This is a genomic window from Colwellia sp. MT41, from assembly GCF_001444365.1.
GTDB lineage: Bacteria > Pseudomonadota > Gammaproteobacteria > Enterobacterales > Alteromonadaceae > Colwellia > Colwellia marinimaniae.
In genome coordinates this window covers 4,085,665-4,104,920 of sequence record NZ_CP013145.1, presented here as the reverse complement: position 1 = coordinate 4,104,920, position 19,256 = coordinate 4,085,665, and the positions used below count along the sequence as shown (strand labels likewise).

Genomic DNA, 19,256 nt, shown 5'->3' with positions numbered 1-19,256 from the left:
GCAGTTAACATGGAAATATCACCTTGGGACATCGCAATTATTATCAGTAAACTAATGATATACATTGGCATATCTGGTGCTGTTGGTGGTATTTTCATCTATTGGTTAGTTATCAAACGAGGTTACCCATTCAATTTACGGCGGCACTGTCAACTTCTGCTCTTACTCGGTGTTTTTGGCACAATTTTGAATTTCTTTATGCAAGTAGGGGCTTTTGCCGAAGCAGGGCTATCAGGTGTTTTTGACGCCTTTTATAACTCCTTGTTGTGGCAATCAAATGCTGGTGAGTCACTTTTATATCGCCTTGCCGGCTTTATACTGGCATTAATTTCAGTGTCTAAAGGCATAGCAACTGGGCAATATCGTCGGATATTTTTAGTTACTTTTACCTTAAGTGCTTTACTACTGGTGCGTTCGTTCAGTGTTATTGGTCATACCGCCGAGATGAATTTGGTTTGGCAATTGTTATTGAATTTACATGTGCTACTCGTTTTCTGCTGGCTAGGCTCACTTTGGCCGCTGTGGAAAGCCTGTGGAGCTTTATCTGCACCTGTTTTACATGATGTTATGCAGCAGTTTGGCTACTATGCCAGCTATATTGTTTCGCTCTTGATACTTTGTGGCTTGATGGTGGCTTATCAACTGTTTGGCTCAATAGCTAGCTTGTTTTTTACAAGTTATGGGCAAAGTTTTTTATTAAAACTTGCTTTAGTCATGGGCATATTGCTGATCGCTGCGCAGCATAAATTTAACTTGGTCGCTAAACTAATAAAAAATGAGCAGGGTAAACAAGCCCTAGCTCGCTCTATTCAATGGGAGATGATTTTAGCCTTGGGAATTTTACTGACCACCACTTGGCTTACTACTGTCGTTGGACCTGATTATTAAATAAAAATTAAAAATTCACACAAAAGAGAGAAGCTATGAAAAGTTATAAATTACTATGTTTCACCGTACTATTTTCGGCCCTGGTACCGACCGCTTATGCCCATGACGATGCTAAAAAAGCACAGACAAAGTCTAGTATGTTTATCGGCGTCGATACCATGGCGGCTAAGGTCGTTCAGCGTTTTCATCAGGCACTAAAGTCTGGCGATAAAGTTACTGCTCGGCAGTTACTGGCAGACGATGTACAAATATTTGAAGGGGGCGGAGTAGAGCGTTCGGCTGATGAATATGCCAGTCATCATATGTTGTCAGATATGAAATATCTAGCAGCAGTAAATAGCAAAACATTAGAGCATAATGTCAAGGTTATGGGTAACACCGCGGTATCAATGTTTCGTAGTCAAACTACAGGGATGTTCAAAGGCAAAGAGCGTAATTACCAAAGCATGGAGACGCTGGTCTTAGAAAAACAACAGGGTGAATGGAAAATAATTCGTATCCATTGGTCTAATTAAACAATCTGGGTAGATGTTACGCTAGCCGATTTTTGACTAACGGTTGCGTTTAATTCACCGGCAATAGACTTGCTATTGCCGGTGGATATCGGTTGAGTTAAATACAAGGATTAAGCTAGCGATAGCAGCATAGTTAATTTAAAAAGGTTTGATAGGCAAGGTTATCGCTTTCTTCTTGCCATTGATAACCCAGTGCATCAAGGTGTTTAAAAAATGCCTCTTGCTGATTTTTATCTAGATCAAAGCCGGCAAGTACTTGCCCAAAAGCTGCGCCATGATTACGATAATGAAATAGCGTGATATTCCAATGTTCACCCATAGCATCTAAGAATTTCTCTAAGGCGCCTGGATGTTCAGGAAATTCAAAACTAAATAGTCGCTCTTTTTTACTGTCTTCTGCATTACTCGGATTTTTACCGCCTATCATATAGCGAACATGTAATTTGGCTAACTCATTATCGGTAAAGTCTCTCACTTGATAGTTAGCACTAACTAAACCTTGCAGTAACTCTTGGCGCTCTTGCACACTACCGTCTAAACGGACACCAACAAAAATTTCTGCGCTCGGTTTACCCGAGTAGCGATAGTTAAACTCAGTAATTGTGCGGTTGCCTAATGCTTGGCAAAAACGTTTAAAACTGCCTTTTTCTTCTGGGATAGTCACCGCTAAAATGGCTTCTTTTTTCTCGCCGAGTTCACAACGCTCGGAGACATAGCGCAAGGTATGAAAGTTCATATTCGCGCCGGATAAAATCGCTGCTAGTTTTTCGTCGCCCTTGCTAGTTTGACAATATTTTTGTAAGCCAGCTAATGATAAAGCACCGGCAGGCTCAGCAATAACACGGGTTTGTTCAAAGATATCTTTTATTGAGGCACAAATTTCATCGGTAGAGACTGTCATGACTTCATCACAATAATGCTGGATTAACTCGAAAGTGTGTGCACCAATACGTTTAACCGCGACACCATCAGCAAATAAGCCAACATGTTCCAGGTCAACAGGCTTGCCAGCGTCAAGGGCAGCTTTTAAACAAGCTGAGTCCTGAGCTTCCACCCCGATGATTTTTGTACTTGGACTTAATTGTTTTAAATATACTGCCATGCCAGCAAGTAAGCCACCGCCGCCGACAGGAATAAAAACCACATCGGCATTGGGTAACTGCTGTAATAGTTCTTTAGCGACTGTGCCTTGACCGGCAATAACCTCAATATCATCAAAAGGATGAATAAGGGTTTTATTTTCGGCTTTGGCATACTCAATAGCAGCGGTTTGTGCTTCATTATAGCTATTACCAACTAAGCGTACTTCAGCGCCAAAACGTCGGACATTATCGACTTTAATCTCTGGGGTAGTCTTAGGCATAACTATGGTCGCTTTAATGCCTAACTTATTGGCCGCCAGTGCTAAGCCTTGCGCGTGATTACCGGCAGAGGCGGCAATCACGCCATGAATACATTGCTCTTCACTTAGGCTATTGAGCTTATTGTAGGCACCGCGTAACTTAAACGAATGCACAGCTTGTTGATCTTCACGTTTTAAATAAATTTGGTTATTTAAGCGAGCAGATAATTTAGTGAGCTGCGTTAACTCGGTTTCAACCACAACATCATAAATTGGCGCTAATAGAATACGTCTAAGGTAATCTAGTTGCGTTGCATGTTTTGCTTCTTGTGCCGAGAGTAGTGCCTGTGTTTCTGTCATAGTATTGCCTAAAAAATATATCGCCATAGCGATCAATTGGAGTCGTTACGTATCAACTAAGCTCAAGTAGAACACGGTTAATTATTTGGCTTAAGCGCAGCTTTAGCAACGCTCATAGCTAACATTGCTTCGCTACGATGAGCCATGTCTGTTTTTGCGCCGTGGCAATTAAATAGCCATACCCAAGTATAAATTAGCCAGCCATGTTCTTATACCTAGATGAGGATATGAGTGGTCAGCACATTTTCTAATAAAACTTCAGCTATGTTACTGGTGCTAACCTGTATGGCACTGCTGGTTTTTAAGCGCTACATTGCGGTATTTTTGTTGGGCTAGCGTCTACTTTGACATCCTTGATGTCGATCAATTTGTTAATTTGATCAATAAGCAGAGAAATAGGGCGATCACTGCTGACAGTCATAGTAATAGTAGCAACATTATTACCGGTATTTACTTCGGCATTCATGGCATTAATTAAGAAGCCGCGATAACGAGTGACTTGTAAAATTCGTTCTAGCACCACTTGTTTATCGTCAGCCATAATGACTAGTTGATACTTATTCATCTTAAACACCCTCCATCATTTTATCATTTGCGGTATTTGGCGGTACTAATGGCCAAACATTCTCTGTGGCATCAATTTTCACTTGTAAAAAATAAGGACCATCATGATCTAGCATCTCTTCAATGGCAGCTTTGACTTCACTCTTTTTAGTGATCTGCTGTGATTTTATATCGAACGCCCTCGATAACATAACAAAGTCCGGGTTATCTGATAAATCTGTTTCACTTAATCTACCGTCAAAAAACAGGTCTTGCCATTGACGCACCATACCCAATTTTGCGTTATCAATCAGCACAATTTTTACCGGGATTTGGTAGCGTTTGATCGTAGCCAGCTCTTGAATATTCATCATAATTGAGCCATCACCCGAGATAACAATAACGGTATCGTGCGGTCGTGATATTTGCGCGCCAATCGCTGCCGGTAAACCAAAACCCATAGTACCCATGCCGCCACTGGTTAAAAAATTACTTGGATCATCAAAGCTCATATGCTGTGCAGCCCACATTTGATGTTGGCCAACATCCGTGGTTACACACGTGTTACTTGGCATTAAATCACTTACGGTTTTTAATAGCGCTGGGGCATAAATATTGTCGCCTGGATGATCATAGCGCCAAGCAAAATCAGTTTTCATTTGCTGTACTTTCTGTTGCCATGCTTTGATTGCTAGCGGCATAGTTAGTAGTGGTAAATTGCCTTTTAAATCACCTAAAATGGCAGCATCAGCGGTGCGGCGTTTATTAATTTCAGCGGTATCAATATCAAAATGAATAACCTTGGCATGTGGAGCAAACTCATCTAGTTTACCGGTAACTCGGTCATCAAAACGAGCGCCAACCACCACTAATAAATCACTTTCCTGCACGGCAATGTTGGCCGCTTTAGTACCGTGCATGCCTAACATGCCCAGGTAGTTGTCATTATCAGGGTTAATTGCACCTAAGCCCTTTAAGGTTGAGACACTTGGCATGCCGGTTTTATTAGCAAACTCTCGAACTTCATCGATAGCACTGGCCATACCGACACCGCCACCTACGTACAATATAGGCTGTTTGGCATGGGTTAATAATTCAAGGGCTTTACTGATATCAGCCAGCGGTAATTTAACCTTGTTTTTTAAGTGCGATAATTTGTCGAAACGTTGAGTTACTGCGGCTAATTGTATGTCTTTTGGAATATCTACCAGTACTGGGCCATGGCGACCTTCCAGAGCAATTTCAAAGGCTTGATATAAAACTTCTTCAAGATCATTAATATCGGTTACTTGAAAAGAATGCTTAGTACAAGCAAGGGATAAACCAAAAATGTCAATTTCTTGAAACGCATCACTACCCATAGCAGAAGTAGGAACTTGACCGGTAATGGCAACAATAGGAATTGAGTCGGCCAATGCATCGGCAAGACCAGTGATTAAGTTTGTTGCCCCTGGACCTGAGGTAGCAAAACAGACACCTACTTTGCCGGCAGCACGGGCATAACCAACCGCAGAAAATGCTGCTCCTTGCTCATGACGGCATAAAAAATGTTTCACATCACTGTCGTATAAAGCGTCATAAATCGGCATTATGGCGCCACCGGGGTAGCCAAAAACGTGCTGTACGCCATGTTCTTTTAACACTTCAAATAATAATGCGCTGCCTGTTAGCGTTTTACTCTCGGTCATGATGATTCCAACTGTTATCTTGTTAATGTCTATATTGTCAGCGTTTTATATTTTAATAAAATGCATAATAAAATTTAGTAACAAAGTACTAAAAAGAAAACCCTCGGTTCTTGCGAAGCGAGGGTTTGTTATTTGTTTGCATATTTTTCTTTCGCTCAACAAAACCCTCGAGATGATCTAATAATCACCACGACGAGAAGGTTAATAATAATTGAGTTGAATTTATGCATTTTATCTCTTTACTGGATTTATTTTGCGTCGTCTAATTTTTGTTATTTTTATGTTCAGCGTCGCTTACTTATTAAATTAGTACCATAGCTCTAATCCTATGTGCAAGTTTTTTTGTTATAGCTTTTTTGTGTGCTAATCGACAATAGGTAATAAACCCATTTCATCATATTTGAACTACACTGGAAAAATGGAATCAATAAAATGGAACTTTTATGTCACTTTCCTGTGTGTATAGTCGAGCTCGAGTTGGTCTTGAATCTCCTCTCGTTACTGTTGAAGTTCACCTAGCGAATGGCCTGCCGGCATTCAATATTGTTGGTTTACCAGAAACCTCGGTAAAAGAAGCAAAAGACCGAGTACGTAGTGCCATTATCAACTGCGGCTATGAGTTTCCCGCTAAGCGCATCACTATCAACTTAGCACCGGCCGACCTACCCAAGGAAGGCGGCCGCTTTGATTTACCTATTGCTGTTGGTATTCTCGCGGCGTCCGAGCAGTTACCACCAGTGGATTTATCCCAATATGAATTTGCCGGTGAATTGGCTTTATCGGGTGAACTCAGAGCCATTGTTGGTGAAATCCCTGTCGCTATGGCATGTAGTCAAAGTCAGCGAACCTTGATAATTCCCATGCAAAACACCGAGCAAGCTAGTTGGGTCAAGCAAGCAAAAATTCATGGCATTAGCCATTTAACCCAGTTGTTTCCACACTTTGCCGGTCAAAAAGTTTTACCCTTGGTTACTGAACAGCTCATTGCCGAAGAGTTGGGTGGACAAGGGTTAGATATGAGTGATGTCATGGGCCAGCCCTTGGCAAAACGTGCTTTAGAAATGGCCGCCAGTGGGGGTCATAATTTATTGTTTATCGGTCCGCCGGGAACAGGGAAAACCATGTTAGCCAGTCGTTTAGCAGGAATTCTACCGCCAATGACCGAGCAAGAAGCACTAGAAGTCGCTGCTATTCAATCGATTAGCCATCATGAGATTACTCGTAACTCTTGGTTTACTCGACCGTTTCGTGCCCCTCATCACACGGCTTCGTCAGCTGCTTTAGTGGGCGGTGGCAGTCAGCCTAAACCTGGGGAAATTACTTTAGCGCACAATGGCGTGCTTTTTTTAGATGAATTGCCTGAGTTTGAACGAAAAGTATTAGACGTATTACGTGAGCCAATGGAATCGGGAGAAGTCACTATCTCGCGAGCTTTACACAAACAATGTTTTCCAGCACGTTTTCAACTGATTGCCGCGATGAACCCTAGCCCAACGGGTTTTTATAACGATAAACGCAGCACACCAGAGCAAGTGTTGCGCTATTTAAATCGTTTATCGGGGCCATTTCTTGATCGAATTGATATTCAAATTGAAGTGGCCAGATTACCTCGCGGTACCTGGGCACAGAGCAGTCAAAAAAATGAAACAAGTGTCCAAATACAACAGCGAGTGCAAGTCTGTCGGGCGATTCAGTTACAAAGACAAGGCAAAGCTAATGCTCATATCAGCAGTCGGGAGTTGAAACAATATTGCCAGTTAACTGCTGATGACAATGAATTTTTAGAGCTAGCGGTAGAAAAATTGGGTTTATCAACCCGTGCACACCATAAAATTTTAAAAATCTCTCGTACGCTAGCGGATATGGAAAAATCGCCAGAAATTCTTCGCAAGCACTTGACCGAAGCGTTATCTTATCGGGCGATGGATCGGTTGTTACGTCACTTAACCAGCGCAATTGCCGTTTGATTTAAGCTGGGTATGTTAAGAAATCGCCTGAAAAAAGGCTTTAATGAGTGGCTGGGCTTTTGATTGATTCAAACAACAAACGCCAAGTTCGAACGGCTCTATTTCGCCGATATTCGCGAGATTTCTCACTTTATCTTTTACCGGGCTGTTATCCACCACCACTTGCGGCACTATGCCAACGCCACAACCTAAAGCAACCATACTGACCAAGGCTTCATGTCCTGAAACCGTGGCGTAGATCATAGGTTTGCCTTGCTGTTTTTTACGATACCAGAGTTCAAATCGTTTTCGAGCGGCACCATGTTCGGGCAAAATTATCGGAATTTTTGACCAAGTAAGTACGTTTTCACTCAGCTGCTGCTGTACTTTACACGCCATAGTTGGCGCAATCACCGCCATGGCTATGGTATCTAAGTGATGAAAGTAAACACTACGAGGTAACTGCTCTGGTGCGGCAGCGATAGCAAAATCAACGGATTGATTTTGTACTTGTTCCAGGGCATCAGCAGCATCACCCGTGGTTAACATGATCTCTACCAAAGGATGGCGAGCACGAAATCGTTCCAGCAAGGGCGGTAAATGGCTGTACGCCGCGGTAACGGAACAGTAAATATGAAGTTTCCCGGTTAGCTCAATTTGTTTTTCAGCAAGAGATTGCTTAAAACTATGCCATTGCTCAAGCTGTTGCTCGGCATAAATTTTGAATTTCTTGCCAATCTCGGTAAGTACCACAGTGCGATTGTCGCGATGTAATAACTCACCGCCGACTTCATCTTCCAGTCGTTGAATTGCCCGACTCAGTGTGGATGGGCTAATGTGATGAGCACGTGCCGTTTTAGCAAAGTGTAAACTTTGGCTCAAATGGCTAAACATCGATAGTGCTTTTTGATCCATGACTTTCCGTAGGCGTGATTTTAATCGCGCAGGTATATTTATATAGTTCGTTGCAAAAAACGCAACGTGATGGTGCGAATATATCACTTTTTGCAACAAGAAGGCTAGGTTATGATGTTTACATGGTAAAAAGCATGGTAAAAAGTATCGTCAGAAAGCTGACTTTGTTTTTAACTAATATCCAGAACAAAATTTAAAGGAATCAACATGAGCAATTATTTCAATACCTTAAGCCTACGTGAAAAGTTAGGTCAATTAGGCCAATGTCGTTTTATGCAACGTGAAGAATTCAGTGATGGCTGTAACTTCATCAAAGACTGGAACATTGTTATTGTTGGTTGTGGTTCACAAGGTTTAAACCAAGGTTTAAACATGCGTGATTCTGGTTTAAATATTTCTTATGCGCTACGTGATGCAGCGATTAGCGAGAAACGTCAATCATGGCAGTGGGCTACTGAAAATGGTTTTACTGTTGGCAACTATGCAGAATTGATTCCGCAAGCCGATTTAGTATTAAACCTAACACCTGACAAACAACATACTTCTGCCGTTACTGCGGTCATGCCGTTGATGAAGCAAGGCGCTACGCTGTCTTACTCACATGGTTTTAATATTGTTGAAGAAGGCATGCAAGTTCGCCCTGATATCACCGTGGTTATGGTGGCACCTAAGTGTCCAGGTACTGAAGTACGTGAAGAGTATAAACGTGGTTTTGGTGTACCAACACTTATCGCCGTTCATCCAGAAAATGATCCACAAGGTAACGGTTTAGCCATTGCGAAGGCTTACGCCAGTGCCACTGGTGGTGATAGAGCGGGTGTTTTACAGTCATCTTTCATTGCTGAAGTTAAGTCTGACTTAATGGGTGAGCAAACTATTCTTTGTGGTATGTTGCAAACGGCTGCGGTATTAGGTCACCAGCAATTAGTCGCCCAAGGCATGGATGCAGCTTATGCACGTAAATTATTACAATACGGCTTAGAGACAACTACTGAAGGTCTTAAGCATGGTGGCATCACTAACATGATGGACAGATTATCAAACCCGGCGAAAATAAAAGCCTTTGATATGTCAGAAGAATTAAAAGTGATTTTACGTCCGTTATTTGAAAAACATATGGATGATATTATTGAAGGTCACTTCTCGAAAACTATGATGGCAGATTGGGCTAATGATGATATTAACTTATTAACATGGCGTGCAGAAACTGCTGAGTCTACCTTTGAATTAGCCGCTGATTGCGCAACAGAAATTACTGAACAAGAGTATTACGACAAGGGAATTTTCGTCATTGCTATGATCAAAGCCGGCGTTGAACTTGCTTTTGAAGCTATGGTTGAGGCTGGCATTGTTGAAGAGTCGGCTTATTACGAGTCACTGCATGAAACACCATTAATTGCTAACTGTATTGCGCGTAACAAGCTATACGAAATGAACGTGGTTATTTCTGATACTGCCGAATACGGTAACTACTTATTTACTCATGCGGCAGTGCCCTTGCTTGCAGATTTTACGCAAAAATTAACCCTTGAAGAATTAGGCGAAGGGTTCAAAGACAGTTCGAATAATGTTGATAATGCTCGTTTAATTGAAGTAAACGAAGCTATTCGCAGTCATGGTGTTGAAGTGATTGGTAAAAAATTGCGTGGTTACATGAAAGATATGAAGAAAATTGCTAGTGCAAAATAATACTCGTATCTTGAAGTAGAGCGAGTATAAGTAACTAAAAACGGCAGCTGAATTCAACGTCAATGCCGTTTTTTATTGCCTGGATATTTAATACCAATTTGATTAAATTTCTTCCCAACTCAGAGCTATACTCGATGTTCAATAATTAGGCAAACTCGTTTCGGTTTAGTCACTCTAAATCAAATGAATTTAACGAAGTTAGTGGGCATCGAGTAAGCTCCCAAGGGCGAGTTTAAAAGGCTTACACGCTGCGTTATTGATTTTTGAGAAGGGAATAACCATTCTCTTCAAACAATGCCTTGCCTCTAAGCCTTTTATCTCTCGCTGAGTGGGAAAGAACTTAATCAATTTGGTATAAGTGAAAATTTTGCTATTAATTGCCGAACATTAAAAACGTCTTAACAAGGAACAAACCTATGTCAGAGTTCAAACAAGTTACCATAAGCAAAGCCGCCAATGTCTATTTCGATGGCAAAGTCACCAGCCGTAAAATTACCTTTAGTGATGGTAGTTTTAAAACCTTAGGCATTATGATGCCAGGTGATTATAAGTTTGCCACCAATGAACAAGAACTGATGGAAATTACCGCCGGAGAGTGTGAAGTTTTACTTAGCGGTGCCAGTGATTGGCAAAGTATCAGCGCCGGACAATCTTTTAACGTTGAAGCTAATAGCTCCTTTGAGATCAAAGCTAAAACCTTAGTGGATTATTGTTGTACTTATATAAGTTAAGTTAATAAACCAATTAAGGATTTATTCGCTTTAATTGGTTTGATAGTAATAAGTGTTAGCCGATATTTTTATTACATCATCATACTTATAACCAAGGGAGTTTCTTGTTCCAATCGTTGGGACTTCACTCGGTTCAGTTGTTATTTTTATGCCCCAGTGGTTATTACTTATACCACCCAAAATAATATTAGTTAAAGAATCACTTTCTCTTACTATGGCTATTATATTGTTATTTACCATCAGTTCTCTTATATGAGTCGAGTTTTCTACATAACTCTGGTATTTAGGTAAGTCAGTAACTTTTTTGTATCGGCTAAAGTTAGCTGAGGGAATAAAACCTGCGACAGCTGATGGTTGGTAAAGCAAAATTTCAGGTGGTGAAAAAAAGGCATTATTAATACGATATACATGCTCGGTGAGCGGCTTGATAATTTTCACCTCATGATTCTCTTTAAAAAAACTCTCTATCGCGGTAACTTCTTCATGCAAAACGCTGATTGTCGCAATTCTATCATTACGACAATTATCTTGATGACATAAAACTAAATTAGGCAGTTTTGTCAGCAGGGTCTGATCCGCATTAAAAATAACGTTACCCATCGCACCTAAGTTAAAATTAGAAAACTTGTTTCTATTTTCAGGTGCAAGCTTTGTTGCTTGTATATCTAACAAGCCATAAGGTGCGGCTATAATTGTTAAAAACGCTACAGGACCGTTAGCAGGCAGTAGCTCTTTAAAATGGTCTAAAGTGGCAATGTACTCTTTATTTGATTCAGCAGTGAAAAACTCTGGGAAGTTGTTGGCGTGAGTGAATAAGGGAAGCAATAAGCCAAGTGATATTATTATTCTTTTAAGCATTAAAAGTCCTTTTTTATGTGTTATTAAGCATTTAGTGAAATTTAATGTAGAGCATAGCTTTAAAATTTAATGACTAATCTAAATGATACTTTAAAAAATGCAAAAGTTATTTTTCAGTAATCGTCCTGTAGAGCTTTAAAAACATGGCTTTAATAAAATTTAACATCGCTAAAATTCATCTTTAATATTATTTAATTAGCAAAAATAAAACTCGATGTTTCATTACTAGGCGAGAAATACCTGACTTCCGCTCCCTCATTGCGATTGAAAGCAACGCAGCACTTGTTGATTTTGTCTCGCAAGAGTGGGCCTGCTATCAGCGAGCACCTGAGCCGATAAAGCATCAGGTGCTGCAAACCTATCCCGCGAATTAGTCTATTTCATCGGTAACACAGCCCAGCGATGCTGATTTTACTGTGGCGATATATTTTCTTAGTACGCCGCTGGTTGCCCGGTAAGCAGGTTTTACCCAAGCAGTTTTTCGCTTGGCGATTTCAGCCTCATCTACCTTTAGCTCTAAAGTGTTCGAGATAGCATCAATGCGGATAATGTCACCATTTTGTACCAAACCAATCAAGCCGCCTTCAGAAGCTTCTGGGGTAATATGGCCAACAACAAAACCGTGAGAACCACCGGAAAATCGACCATCGGTGATTAAAGCCACGTCATTGCCAAGGCCAGCACCCATTACTGCGGAAGTGGGTTTAAGCATTTCTGGCATACCTGGGCCACCTTTGGGTCCAGAATAACGAATAACAATCACTTCACCTTTTTGCACCTCTGTTGAGATACCTTTAATGGCGGCAAATTCATCTTCATAAACTCTGGCCGGACCTTCAAATATTTCGCCTTCTTTACCGGTGATTTTTGCTACCGAACCTTCAACCGCCAGGTTACCATAAAGAATTTGTAAGTGACCCGTTGCTTTCAAAGGATTATCAATAGGTCGGATGATATCTTGGCCTGCGGGCAGACCAGGTACATCAGCCAGATTTTCCGCGATTGTTTTACCGGTAACAGTCAAACAATCGCCGTGCAATAAACCTTCAGCCAATAAATATTTCATTACTGCCGGAATGCCGCCAATCGCATGTAAATCTTGCATCAAGTATTCACCCGATGGCTTTAAGTTGGCCAAGAAGGGGGTCTTGTCAGCCATAGCTTGGAAATCATCTAGGGTTAAGTCAACGCCACAGGCACGCGCCATGGCAATCATGTGCATAGTGGCGTTGGTGGAACCGCCTAAAATCATGATGATGCGCAAGGCATTTTCAAAGGCCTTTTTGGTCATAATGTCTTTTGGTTTGATGTCTTTTTCCATCAAGTTTCTGATGGCAGCACCCACTTTGGTCAATTCAACTTTTTTCTCATCACTAACCGCTGGGTTGGAAGACGAGTAGGGTAGACTCATGCCTAACGCTTCAATGGCGGAAGACATGGTATTAGCCGTGTACATGCCACCACAGGCGCCAGCGCCGGGGATAGCATTTTGAATGATACCCTTATAATCTTCGTCAGTGATCACGCCCTGTAATTTTTTGCCGTAAGCTTCGAAAGCAGAAACAATGTTCAAGTCTTCACCTTTCCACTTTCCTGCTTTGATAGTACCGCCATAAACTAAAATAGCCGGACGATTTAAACGCGCTAAAGCAATCATAGCCCCGGGCATGTTTTTATCACAGCCAACCACTGGCACAATGGCATCATAATACTGAGCGCCAGCGACCGTTTCGATAGAATCAGCAATGATGTCACGGGAAACCAGCGAATATTTCATGCCCTCAGTGCCATTGGCAATACCATCACTTACCCCGATGGTGTGAAATATTAAGCCCACCAAGTCAGCTGCTTTTACGCTGGTTTTGACCTGTTTAGCCAGGTCGTTTAAGTGCATGTTGCACGGGTTTCCTTCCCATCCGGTAGAAACAATACCAACCTGAGCTTTTTTCATGTCTTCTTCGGTCAAACCAATGGCATATAGCATGGCTTGTGAAGCAGGTTGTGATTCGTCTAAAGTGATTGTTTTTGAATATTTATTAATTTCTGACATGAGTATTAGTGTTTTGGCTTATTAATGTCCACCATCATAGAGTTTTCTCTTAAATAAAACTAGCCGATAGCGGGCATTTTTTCTTCTGAGATATAACCAGAGCCAGTGACTTAAAGGTGAACAATAAGTGGTCAGTGATAAAAAGACAGCTTGAGGCAGACCGTATTAACGTGTGCGCTGGTTGCTAGTAAACCTTTAATATCATACAGGCAAAAAGAACAGTGTAACCAAGAGCCTAGCTAGAAATAACTTGCTTTGCAGTTAACAGTCAATTAACGTGTGATCAGAAATAATTCTCAGTTAAATTCATATCATTAGAAGGTAAATTTATTTATGGACAATATCTTGTTAAGCTTACTCACTAACCCGCTTGTCTGGGTGACGATTGTTATTTTATACACCCTAAAAAAGGGTGTCTATTTTGTGCCGCAAAACCGTGGCTATGTTGTTTATACCTTAGGGAAATACACCAAAACCCTATCGGCGGGTTTAAATTTTCTTATTCCTTACGTACAAACAGTGGCGGCTGATCGAAATTTAAAAGAGCAATCGTTAGAAATAATCTCTCAGCCAGCCATCACCAAAGATAATATCACCTTGGATATAGACGGTATTTTGTTTATGAAAGTTATCGATGCCGCTGCCGCGACCAATAACATTACCGATTATAAAACGTCCGTTGTGCAACTTGCCATGACCTCAATGCGTAATGCTATTGGTTCGATGGAGTTAGATGAATGTTTCCAAAATCGTGATGCTATCAATGCGCAAATTTTAGGTGCTATGACTGAAGCGACCGCACCTTGGGGCGTTATGGTGACGCGTTATGAAATTAAAGATATCACCCCGCCGCAAACCATTCGTGAAGATATGGAAAAACAAATGACGGCAGAGCGAGAAAAACGTTCGGTGATTTTAACCGCTGAAGGGGTTAAAACCTCCGCCATTACCGAAGCTGAAGGTTTAAAACAAGCGCGTGTTTTAGATGCAGAAGCGGCAAAAGCAGAGCAAGTATTAGCGGCACAAGCCACTAAAGAATCACAAATATTAGAGGCAACCGGTAAAGCTGAAGCGATACGATTAGTGGCTGAAGCCGATGCTAGTGCCTTAGAGGTGGTGGGTAATGTCGCCAATACTGAACAAGGTCGAGCGGCGGTAACCTTGACCTTAGCGCAAGATGCTATTAAGGCGCATCTTGCCATAGCGAATGAAAGTACTATAGTGCTAACCGATGGTAAAACCGGTGATAACATTGCCAATACTGTTGCCCAAGCGATTGCGGTATCGAGTAGTTTAAAGCTTTAATGCTGCTAAGAGTTAAAGGTAAGGAATTATATTAATATGCAGACCTTTTTAGAAAACCATCAACTTATCTGGTATGCCATCGCGGGTTTAAGTCTAGTGCTTGAGTTAGGTATTATGGGCTTAAGTGGCCCGTTATTATTCTTTGCTATCGCCAGCGCTCTCACTGGGGTGTTAATCAGTGTCGGACTTATTGACGGTTGGCAAAATGAAATATTGGTGGTTGGGGTATTATCTGCTGTTATTACCTTGTTGCTGTGGAAGCCGTTAAAGAAGATGCAAAACTCCCGCAGCAAAACCGATGATTCCAGCGATATGATAGGTTTGCAAGTACCGGTAAGTGATGATATTACCAAAGCTAGTGGTAGTATTCGTTACTCAGGACTTAATTGGCCGGCGCGTTTAGCTGATGATGTTGATATTGAGGTAATTGAAAGTAATAGCCAATGTACTATTGTGGCGATTACGGGAAACACTATGTTGGTTGCGCCAATTAACTAACTCACTATTCTTTTAAAGTAATTTATCAGAGTTATTATAAACCAGTACGAATATCATTATTCGTACTGGTTTTTTATTGTCAATTTCTTACGTATTTACTTATAAATACGTTCAGCCCAGCGGGCTAAGCCTGAGGTGACACTACCAAAATGGTCACCTACAATCAGTGGGATGCCAGGCATTTGTTGCTGTAAAAACTCACTCAGCACCGGTGATTTTGCTGTACCGCCGGTAACAAAAATAACATCAGGCTGACATTGGGCTTCGGTCACGGCCGATGTCATCAACTGAGCTATCTGATCGAGAGTTCGAATATTTGCTTGTTTTAACATTGCTCGAGAGACAGTTATCGCTAAGTTTTCATGAATATCATCTAGATGAATGATTTGCTCTTCATGATCAGATAAGCCAATTTTGGCTTGCTCAGCGGCATTGACTAGTTGATAACTGAGTTTGTGATCGTGGACAGTTAGTAAACGTGACACCAACTCGCTTTCTTGCGCATCTAGGCTTAATAGTTCTAGTTCACGTCTATTTTTGGCGCTATAAAACTCGGTTTGTGCATTAATATTATTGATTGCCAGAGCTTGTCTAAAGTTTGCGCTGGGCATAGGTTTACCTGTTTTTAGTAAACTGTTCATGCCCAAGCTTGGCATGATACCTTGCAAGGCTAATTGAATATCAAAGTCATTACCAGCAACACGAACACCCGCATGCGCGAGCAGATGCTCGTTACGATTATCATGTTCAGCGAAATCTGGGCCCATTAGTAACATTGAACAATCGCTGGTGCCACCACCAATATCTACCACTAATACCCGAGTTTCTTTAGTAAGAGATGCTTCAAATTCAAAACCTGCAGCGACGGGTTCATATTGAAACTCAACATCTTTAAAACCAACACGTTTTGCCGCTTTAGTTAAGACACTAATGGCCTGTCGGTTACTTTCCTCGCCATGTAAACCTTGGAAGTTAATCGGACGACCGATAACCGTTTGGGTCACTTCTTTTTGTAAGGCTTGCTCGGTGAGATTTTTCACATTGCTCATCATGCAAGCGACAATATCTTCAAAAAATTGAATTTGTGTGTTTGCTAAACCACTAGCACCTAAAAATGATTTAGGCGATTTGATGTAGTAGCCTTCTTCTGGATCTTGAAGGTATTGTGTTAAGGCGGTTTTACCAAAGAGTAATTCACTGGAGATACCGTCAAATTTTAACTCGCGTAGTGCCGATTGGCCTTTTTGTAGCTGATGTCTACGCTCAGCTATATAGTCTGCTTGTTGTGGCGCCGCTAATTGTTGCGATAGCCAACTACTAATAACATCGCGGCTTGGCGCATATAGATTAGAAGCAATGTATGACTCATTACCTAACTTATTACCGAGTAAAGGAATAATGTGGGGTTGGCCGTTGCGCATAGTGGCGACACTACAATTAGACGTACCGTAATCGAAACCTATCATCATTAATACCTATGAGAATACCTGGGAGAAAAAGGTCGCGTAGCATACTCAGTTAATCAGTGATTCACAAGACTTTGTCAGTTAAAATGGCAAAAATAATCTCGAAAATTCAAGGGTCTCTATAATGAAATTAAGTAAAACCAATCAAAAAATTGATAATAATGTCTGTAAAGCGTTAACTGTTGCTTGTGAGTCATCTTTGCATGACGTTGCCGGTTTTGTTTGGTTAACCCATAGAGCGAATTATACTAATTTTCCGGCCAGCTTAGTGATCACTTGTGTGTTTAATACCGATGAAGAAGTGGCTGCGATGAAAGCAGAGCAGCAAGATGAAGTATTACGCTTGAGTATTCAAAAGCAATTATTAAAAGTGGGCGTAGTGGTTAAAAATATTAAACAGAGTGTGCACTTTGATAGTGAGGAAGCTTGTCAGCGACAACACCGCGGGGAATGGGCTGATCGCCTAGCATTGAGCGTAGTAAAACAAAAACCTAATGCTCGACGTGTTCATTAAGAGCCGTCTTTAATATAGGGTAATAATAGCTTCAAAGATGATAATCTTTCTTGATTATTAATAGCTATTGATAGTAAGGAATTGAACACATCTACCAGCCTAATTTTTTATCACCAAGCTATAGTTGCATGATAATTAAAATAATTGAGTAGAATATTTTAGGTTGTGTTTCTAACTCAACTTGGTGCGCTTTGCGGAAGTTAGCTTAAAAATATTTGCGATATATTTTCTAATAAATATTTTATGTCATGTTACTGAGCCGGCTCAGTAATAAGCTGTTAAAGCTCTCTCATATTCCACTGTATTAATCATATATCTGTAGTAATGAACAAAGTCTTTGTATGTAGTTAGTAGATCTACTATTATGTAGTTATTGAACGGGTTGTTTTGTAGTTAATGCTTTATGTGTGTGTGCTTAATTAATTATAAAAACAATCACTTATGTGGCTTTGGTGTAGATAAATGAATAGCAGAAACGAGTTTAACCTCAGAGTGGTTAGTCCAAGTTTTGATTCTGAGTTGACAGATTCTTTGATTGAGTTAAATCATTTAAGAAAATTAAAATTACAAGGTACAACAGCCCCTTGGATATTTTTTCAATTAAAACATATATTTCATATTTTGGAGAGTGTGGGGTCTGCAAGGATTGAAGGAAATAGAACTACGATTTCAGAATATATTGAAAGAAAAATCGAAAATAAAGAAAGATCGAACGAAAGGTTTTCAGAGATTGCAAATGTTGAAGCTGCTATGGAATTTATTGAAGATAGCATTAGTGAGGGGACTGAATTCACTCACCACTTTATTAAACAGTTGCACCAGTTAGTCGTTGGAGAATTAACCGACGAAGGCGATCGAACTCCAGGTGCTTATAGAACTTGGAATGTAGAAATATCTCAGTCTGATCATACGCCACCGGATCATATTCAAGTTCAATCGTATATGGACGAATTTATTGACTTTATCAATCAAGATGGAGCGGATAAATACGATTTATTAAAAACTGCTATAGCACACCATAGGTTCACTTGGATTCACCCTTTTGGAAATGGTAACGGCAGAGTCGTAAGATTGCTTACTTATGCTTTAATGATTAAGTATGGTTTCAATGTCAAAGATGGAAAGATTATTAACCCAACGGCAGTCTTTTGCAATGATAGAGACAAGTATTATGAACGTTTGTCTGAAGCTGATTTAGGTACTGATGAAAGCTTATTAAATTGGTGTGACTACGTATTAACCGGAATTTTAGAAGAAGTAACTAAAGTTAATAAACTGCTAGATTTTGACTTTCTATATAAGAATATTCTAGTGCCTACTATTAGCTTAGGTGCGGAAAGAGGATATCTTAATAAAGAAGAAGCAAAGGTTTTGAATATAGGAATATTAAAACAAAGCTTCAAGGCAAGTGAACTTGATGAAGCACTTGAAGGTTTAACTAGTCGACAGAGAACACATCTTCTATCAAAGATGAAAGAATCTGGGTTTATTAGACCATTAAAAGAGAATGGTCGAACTTATTACGTTAGTTTCATGAATAACTTTCTAATGAGGAGTCTTATTCAGATACTAGAGAAAGAGAACTTCATTCCAGCTATAGATTAGTCGCCTTAACAAGCCATTCAAACGGACAAATTACAGTTGGCTTTTTGTTCGTGCCTCACTTATTTTAGCCAACTGCAATTTGCCGCTTAAGGGGGCGTTATGCCTATTAACAATATAAAAATATAACAGACACCCACTCAAATGGAAATAATGAGAAAAATATAACAGACACCCACTCAAATGGAAATAATGAGTGACTCTACTATGCTTAAATAATCATCAATAAATTTCCATTGAGAGTTATTATGGCCACAAAAAATATAACAGACACCCACTCAAATGGAAATAACAAAATATAACAGACACCCACTCAAAAAAAATATAACAGACACCTAAAAATATA

16 protein-coding genes are annotated in these 19,256 nt (G+C 40.4%); 9 read left to right on the top strand and 7 right to left on the bottom strand.

Features of this window, described 5'->3' with window-relative positions; all coding sequences use genetic code 11:
• The first annotated feature begins 9 nt into the window (after positions 1–9).
• Entirely contained in the window at positions 10–888 is an 879-nt protein-coding gene (locus CMT41_RS17365) for a copper resistance D family protein (protein ID WP_058027970.1), read from the top strand.
• A 35-nt stretch (positions 889–923) separates the two neighbouring features.
• Positions 924–1,403, top strand: a complete 480-nt coding sequence (locus CMT41_RS17360) for a YybH family protein (protein ID WP_082606605.1) — start codon at positions 924–926, stop codon at positions 1,401–1,403.
• Between the two features lie 133 nt (positions 1,404–1,536).
• Here the strand turns inward: CMT41_RS17360 and ilvA are convergent, their stop codons facing one another.
• From ilvA to ilvG, 3 genes are all read right to left on the bottom strand, one after another.
• A complete protein-coding gene (ilvA, locus tag CMT41_RS17355) occupies positions 1,537–3,105 on the bottom strand; it encodes a threonine ammonia-lyase, biosynthetic (protein ID WP_197410305.1) in 1,569 nt (522 codons plus the stop codon).
• A gap of 301 nt (positions 3,106–3,406) precedes the next feature.
• Positions 3,407–3,670 carry an acetolactate synthase 2 small subunit gene (gene ilvM, locus CMT41_RS17350; protein ID WP_057183140.1) on the bottom strand — a complete coding sequence of 88 codons (264 nt, stop codon included), beginning with the start codon at positions 3,668–3,670 and terminating at the stop codon, positions 3,407–3,409.
• Position 3,671: 1 nt separating this feature from the next.
• Positions 3,672–5,336 carry an acetolactate synthase 2 catalytic subunit gene (ilvG, locus tag CMT41_RS17345; RefSeq protein WP_058027969.1) on the bottom strand — a complete coding sequence of 555 codons (1,665 nt, stop codon included), beginning with the start codon at positions 5,334–5,336 and terminating at the stop codon, positions 3,672–3,674.
• 443 nt (positions 5,337–5,779) lie between these two features.
• Between ilvG and CMT41_RS17340 the strand changes: the two genes are divergently transcribed.
• Positions 5,780–7,303: a YifB family Mg chelatase-like AAA ATPase gene (locus CMT41_RS17340; RefSeq protein ID WP_058027968.1), complete on the top strand. Its 1,524-nt coding sequence runs from the start codon at positions 5,780–5,782 to the stop codon at positions 7,301–7,303.
• A gap of 15 nt (positions 7,304–7,318) precedes the next feature.
• Here CMT41_RS17340 and ilvY read toward each other — a convergent pair whose 3' ends face one another.
• Complete coding sequence (gene ilvY, locus CMT41_RS17335; RefSeq protein ID WP_058027967.1) at positions 7,319–8,197, bottom strand: HTH-type transcriptional activator IlvY; 879 nt, start codon at positions 8,195–8,197, stop codon at positions 7,319–7,321.
• A gap of 207 nt (positions 8,198–8,404) precedes the next feature.
• Between ilvY and ilvC the strand changes: the two genes are divergently transcribed.
• Both ilvC and ppnP read left to right on the top strand, forming a co-directional pair.
• Positions 8,405–9,886, top strand: coding sequence for a ketol-acid reductoisomerase (gene ilvC, locus CMT41_RS17330; protein ID WP_058027966.1), 1,482 nt, complete (start codon positions 8,405–8,407; stop codon positions 9,884–9,886).
• Positions 9,887–10,302: 416 nt separating this feature from the next.
• On the top strand, positions 10,303–10,617 hold the full coding sequence (ppnP, locus tag CMT41_RS17325) for a pyrimidine/purine nucleoside phosphorylase (protein WP_057183131.1): 315 nt from the start codon (positions 10,303–10,305) through the stop codon (positions 10,615–10,617).
• Between the two features lie 30 nt (positions 10,618–10,647).
• On the opposite strand, the gene CMT41_RS17320 is transcribed toward ppnP, so the two are convergent.
• Together CMT41_RS17320 and ilvD are read right to left on the bottom strand one after the other, a co-directional pair.
• Positions 10,648–11,475, bottom strand: a complete 828-nt coding sequence (locus tag CMT41_RS17320; protein WP_058027965.1) for a hypothetical protein — start codon at positions 11,473–11,475, stop codon at positions 10,648–10,650.
• Positions 11,476–11,845: 370 nt separating this feature from the next.
• Positions 11,846–13,525 carry a dihydroxy-acid dehydratase gene (ilvD, locus tag CMT41_RS17315; protein ID WP_058027964.1) on the bottom strand — a complete coding sequence of 560 codons (1,680 nt, stop codon included), beginning with the start codon at positions 13,523–13,525 and terminating at the stop codon, positions 11,846–11,848.
• A 333-nt stretch (positions 13,526–13,858) separates the two neighbouring features.
• Here ilvD and CMT41_RS17310 point away from each other — a divergent pair, with 333 nt between their 5' ends.
• Both CMT41_RS17310 and CMT41_RS17305 read left to right on the top strand, forming a co-directional pair.
• On the top strand, positions 13,859–14,830 hold the full coding sequence (locus tag CMT41_RS17310; RefSeq protein WP_057183126.1) for an SPFH domain-containing protein: 972 nt from the start codon (positions 13,859–13,861) through the stop codon (positions 14,828–14,830).
• Between the two features lie 36 nt (positions 14,831–14,866).
• Entirely contained in the window at positions 14,867–15,328 is a 462-nt protein-coding gene (locus tag CMT41_RS17305) for an NfeD family protein (RefSeq protein ID WP_057183123.1), read from the top strand.
• Between the two features lie 95 nt (positions 15,329–15,423).
• Here the strand turns inward: CMT41_RS17305 and yegD are convergent, their stop codons facing one another.
• Complete coding sequence (gene yegD, locus CMT41_RS17300; protein ID WP_058027963.1) at positions 15,424–16,797, bottom strand: molecular chaperone; 1,374 nt, start codon at positions 16,795–16,797, stop codon at positions 15,424–15,426.
• A 121-nt stretch (positions 16,798–16,918) separates the two neighbouring features.
• Here yegD and CMT41_RS17295 point away from each other — a divergent pair, with 121 nt between their 5' ends.
• On the top strand, positions 16,919–17,308 hold the full coding sequence (locus CMT41_RS17295) for a hypothetical protein (protein WP_057183118.1): 390 nt from the start codon (positions 16,919–16,921) through the stop codon (positions 17,306–17,308).
• Positions 17,309–17,770: 462 nt separating this feature from the next.
• Positions 17,771–18,913 carry a Fic family protein gene (locus CMT41_RS17290; protein WP_057183116.1) on the top strand — a complete coding sequence of 381 codons (1,143 nt, stop codon included), beginning with the start codon at positions 17,771–17,773 and terminating at the stop codon, positions 18,911–18,913.
• The last annotated feature ends 343 nt before the right edge of the window (positions 18,914–19,256 follow it).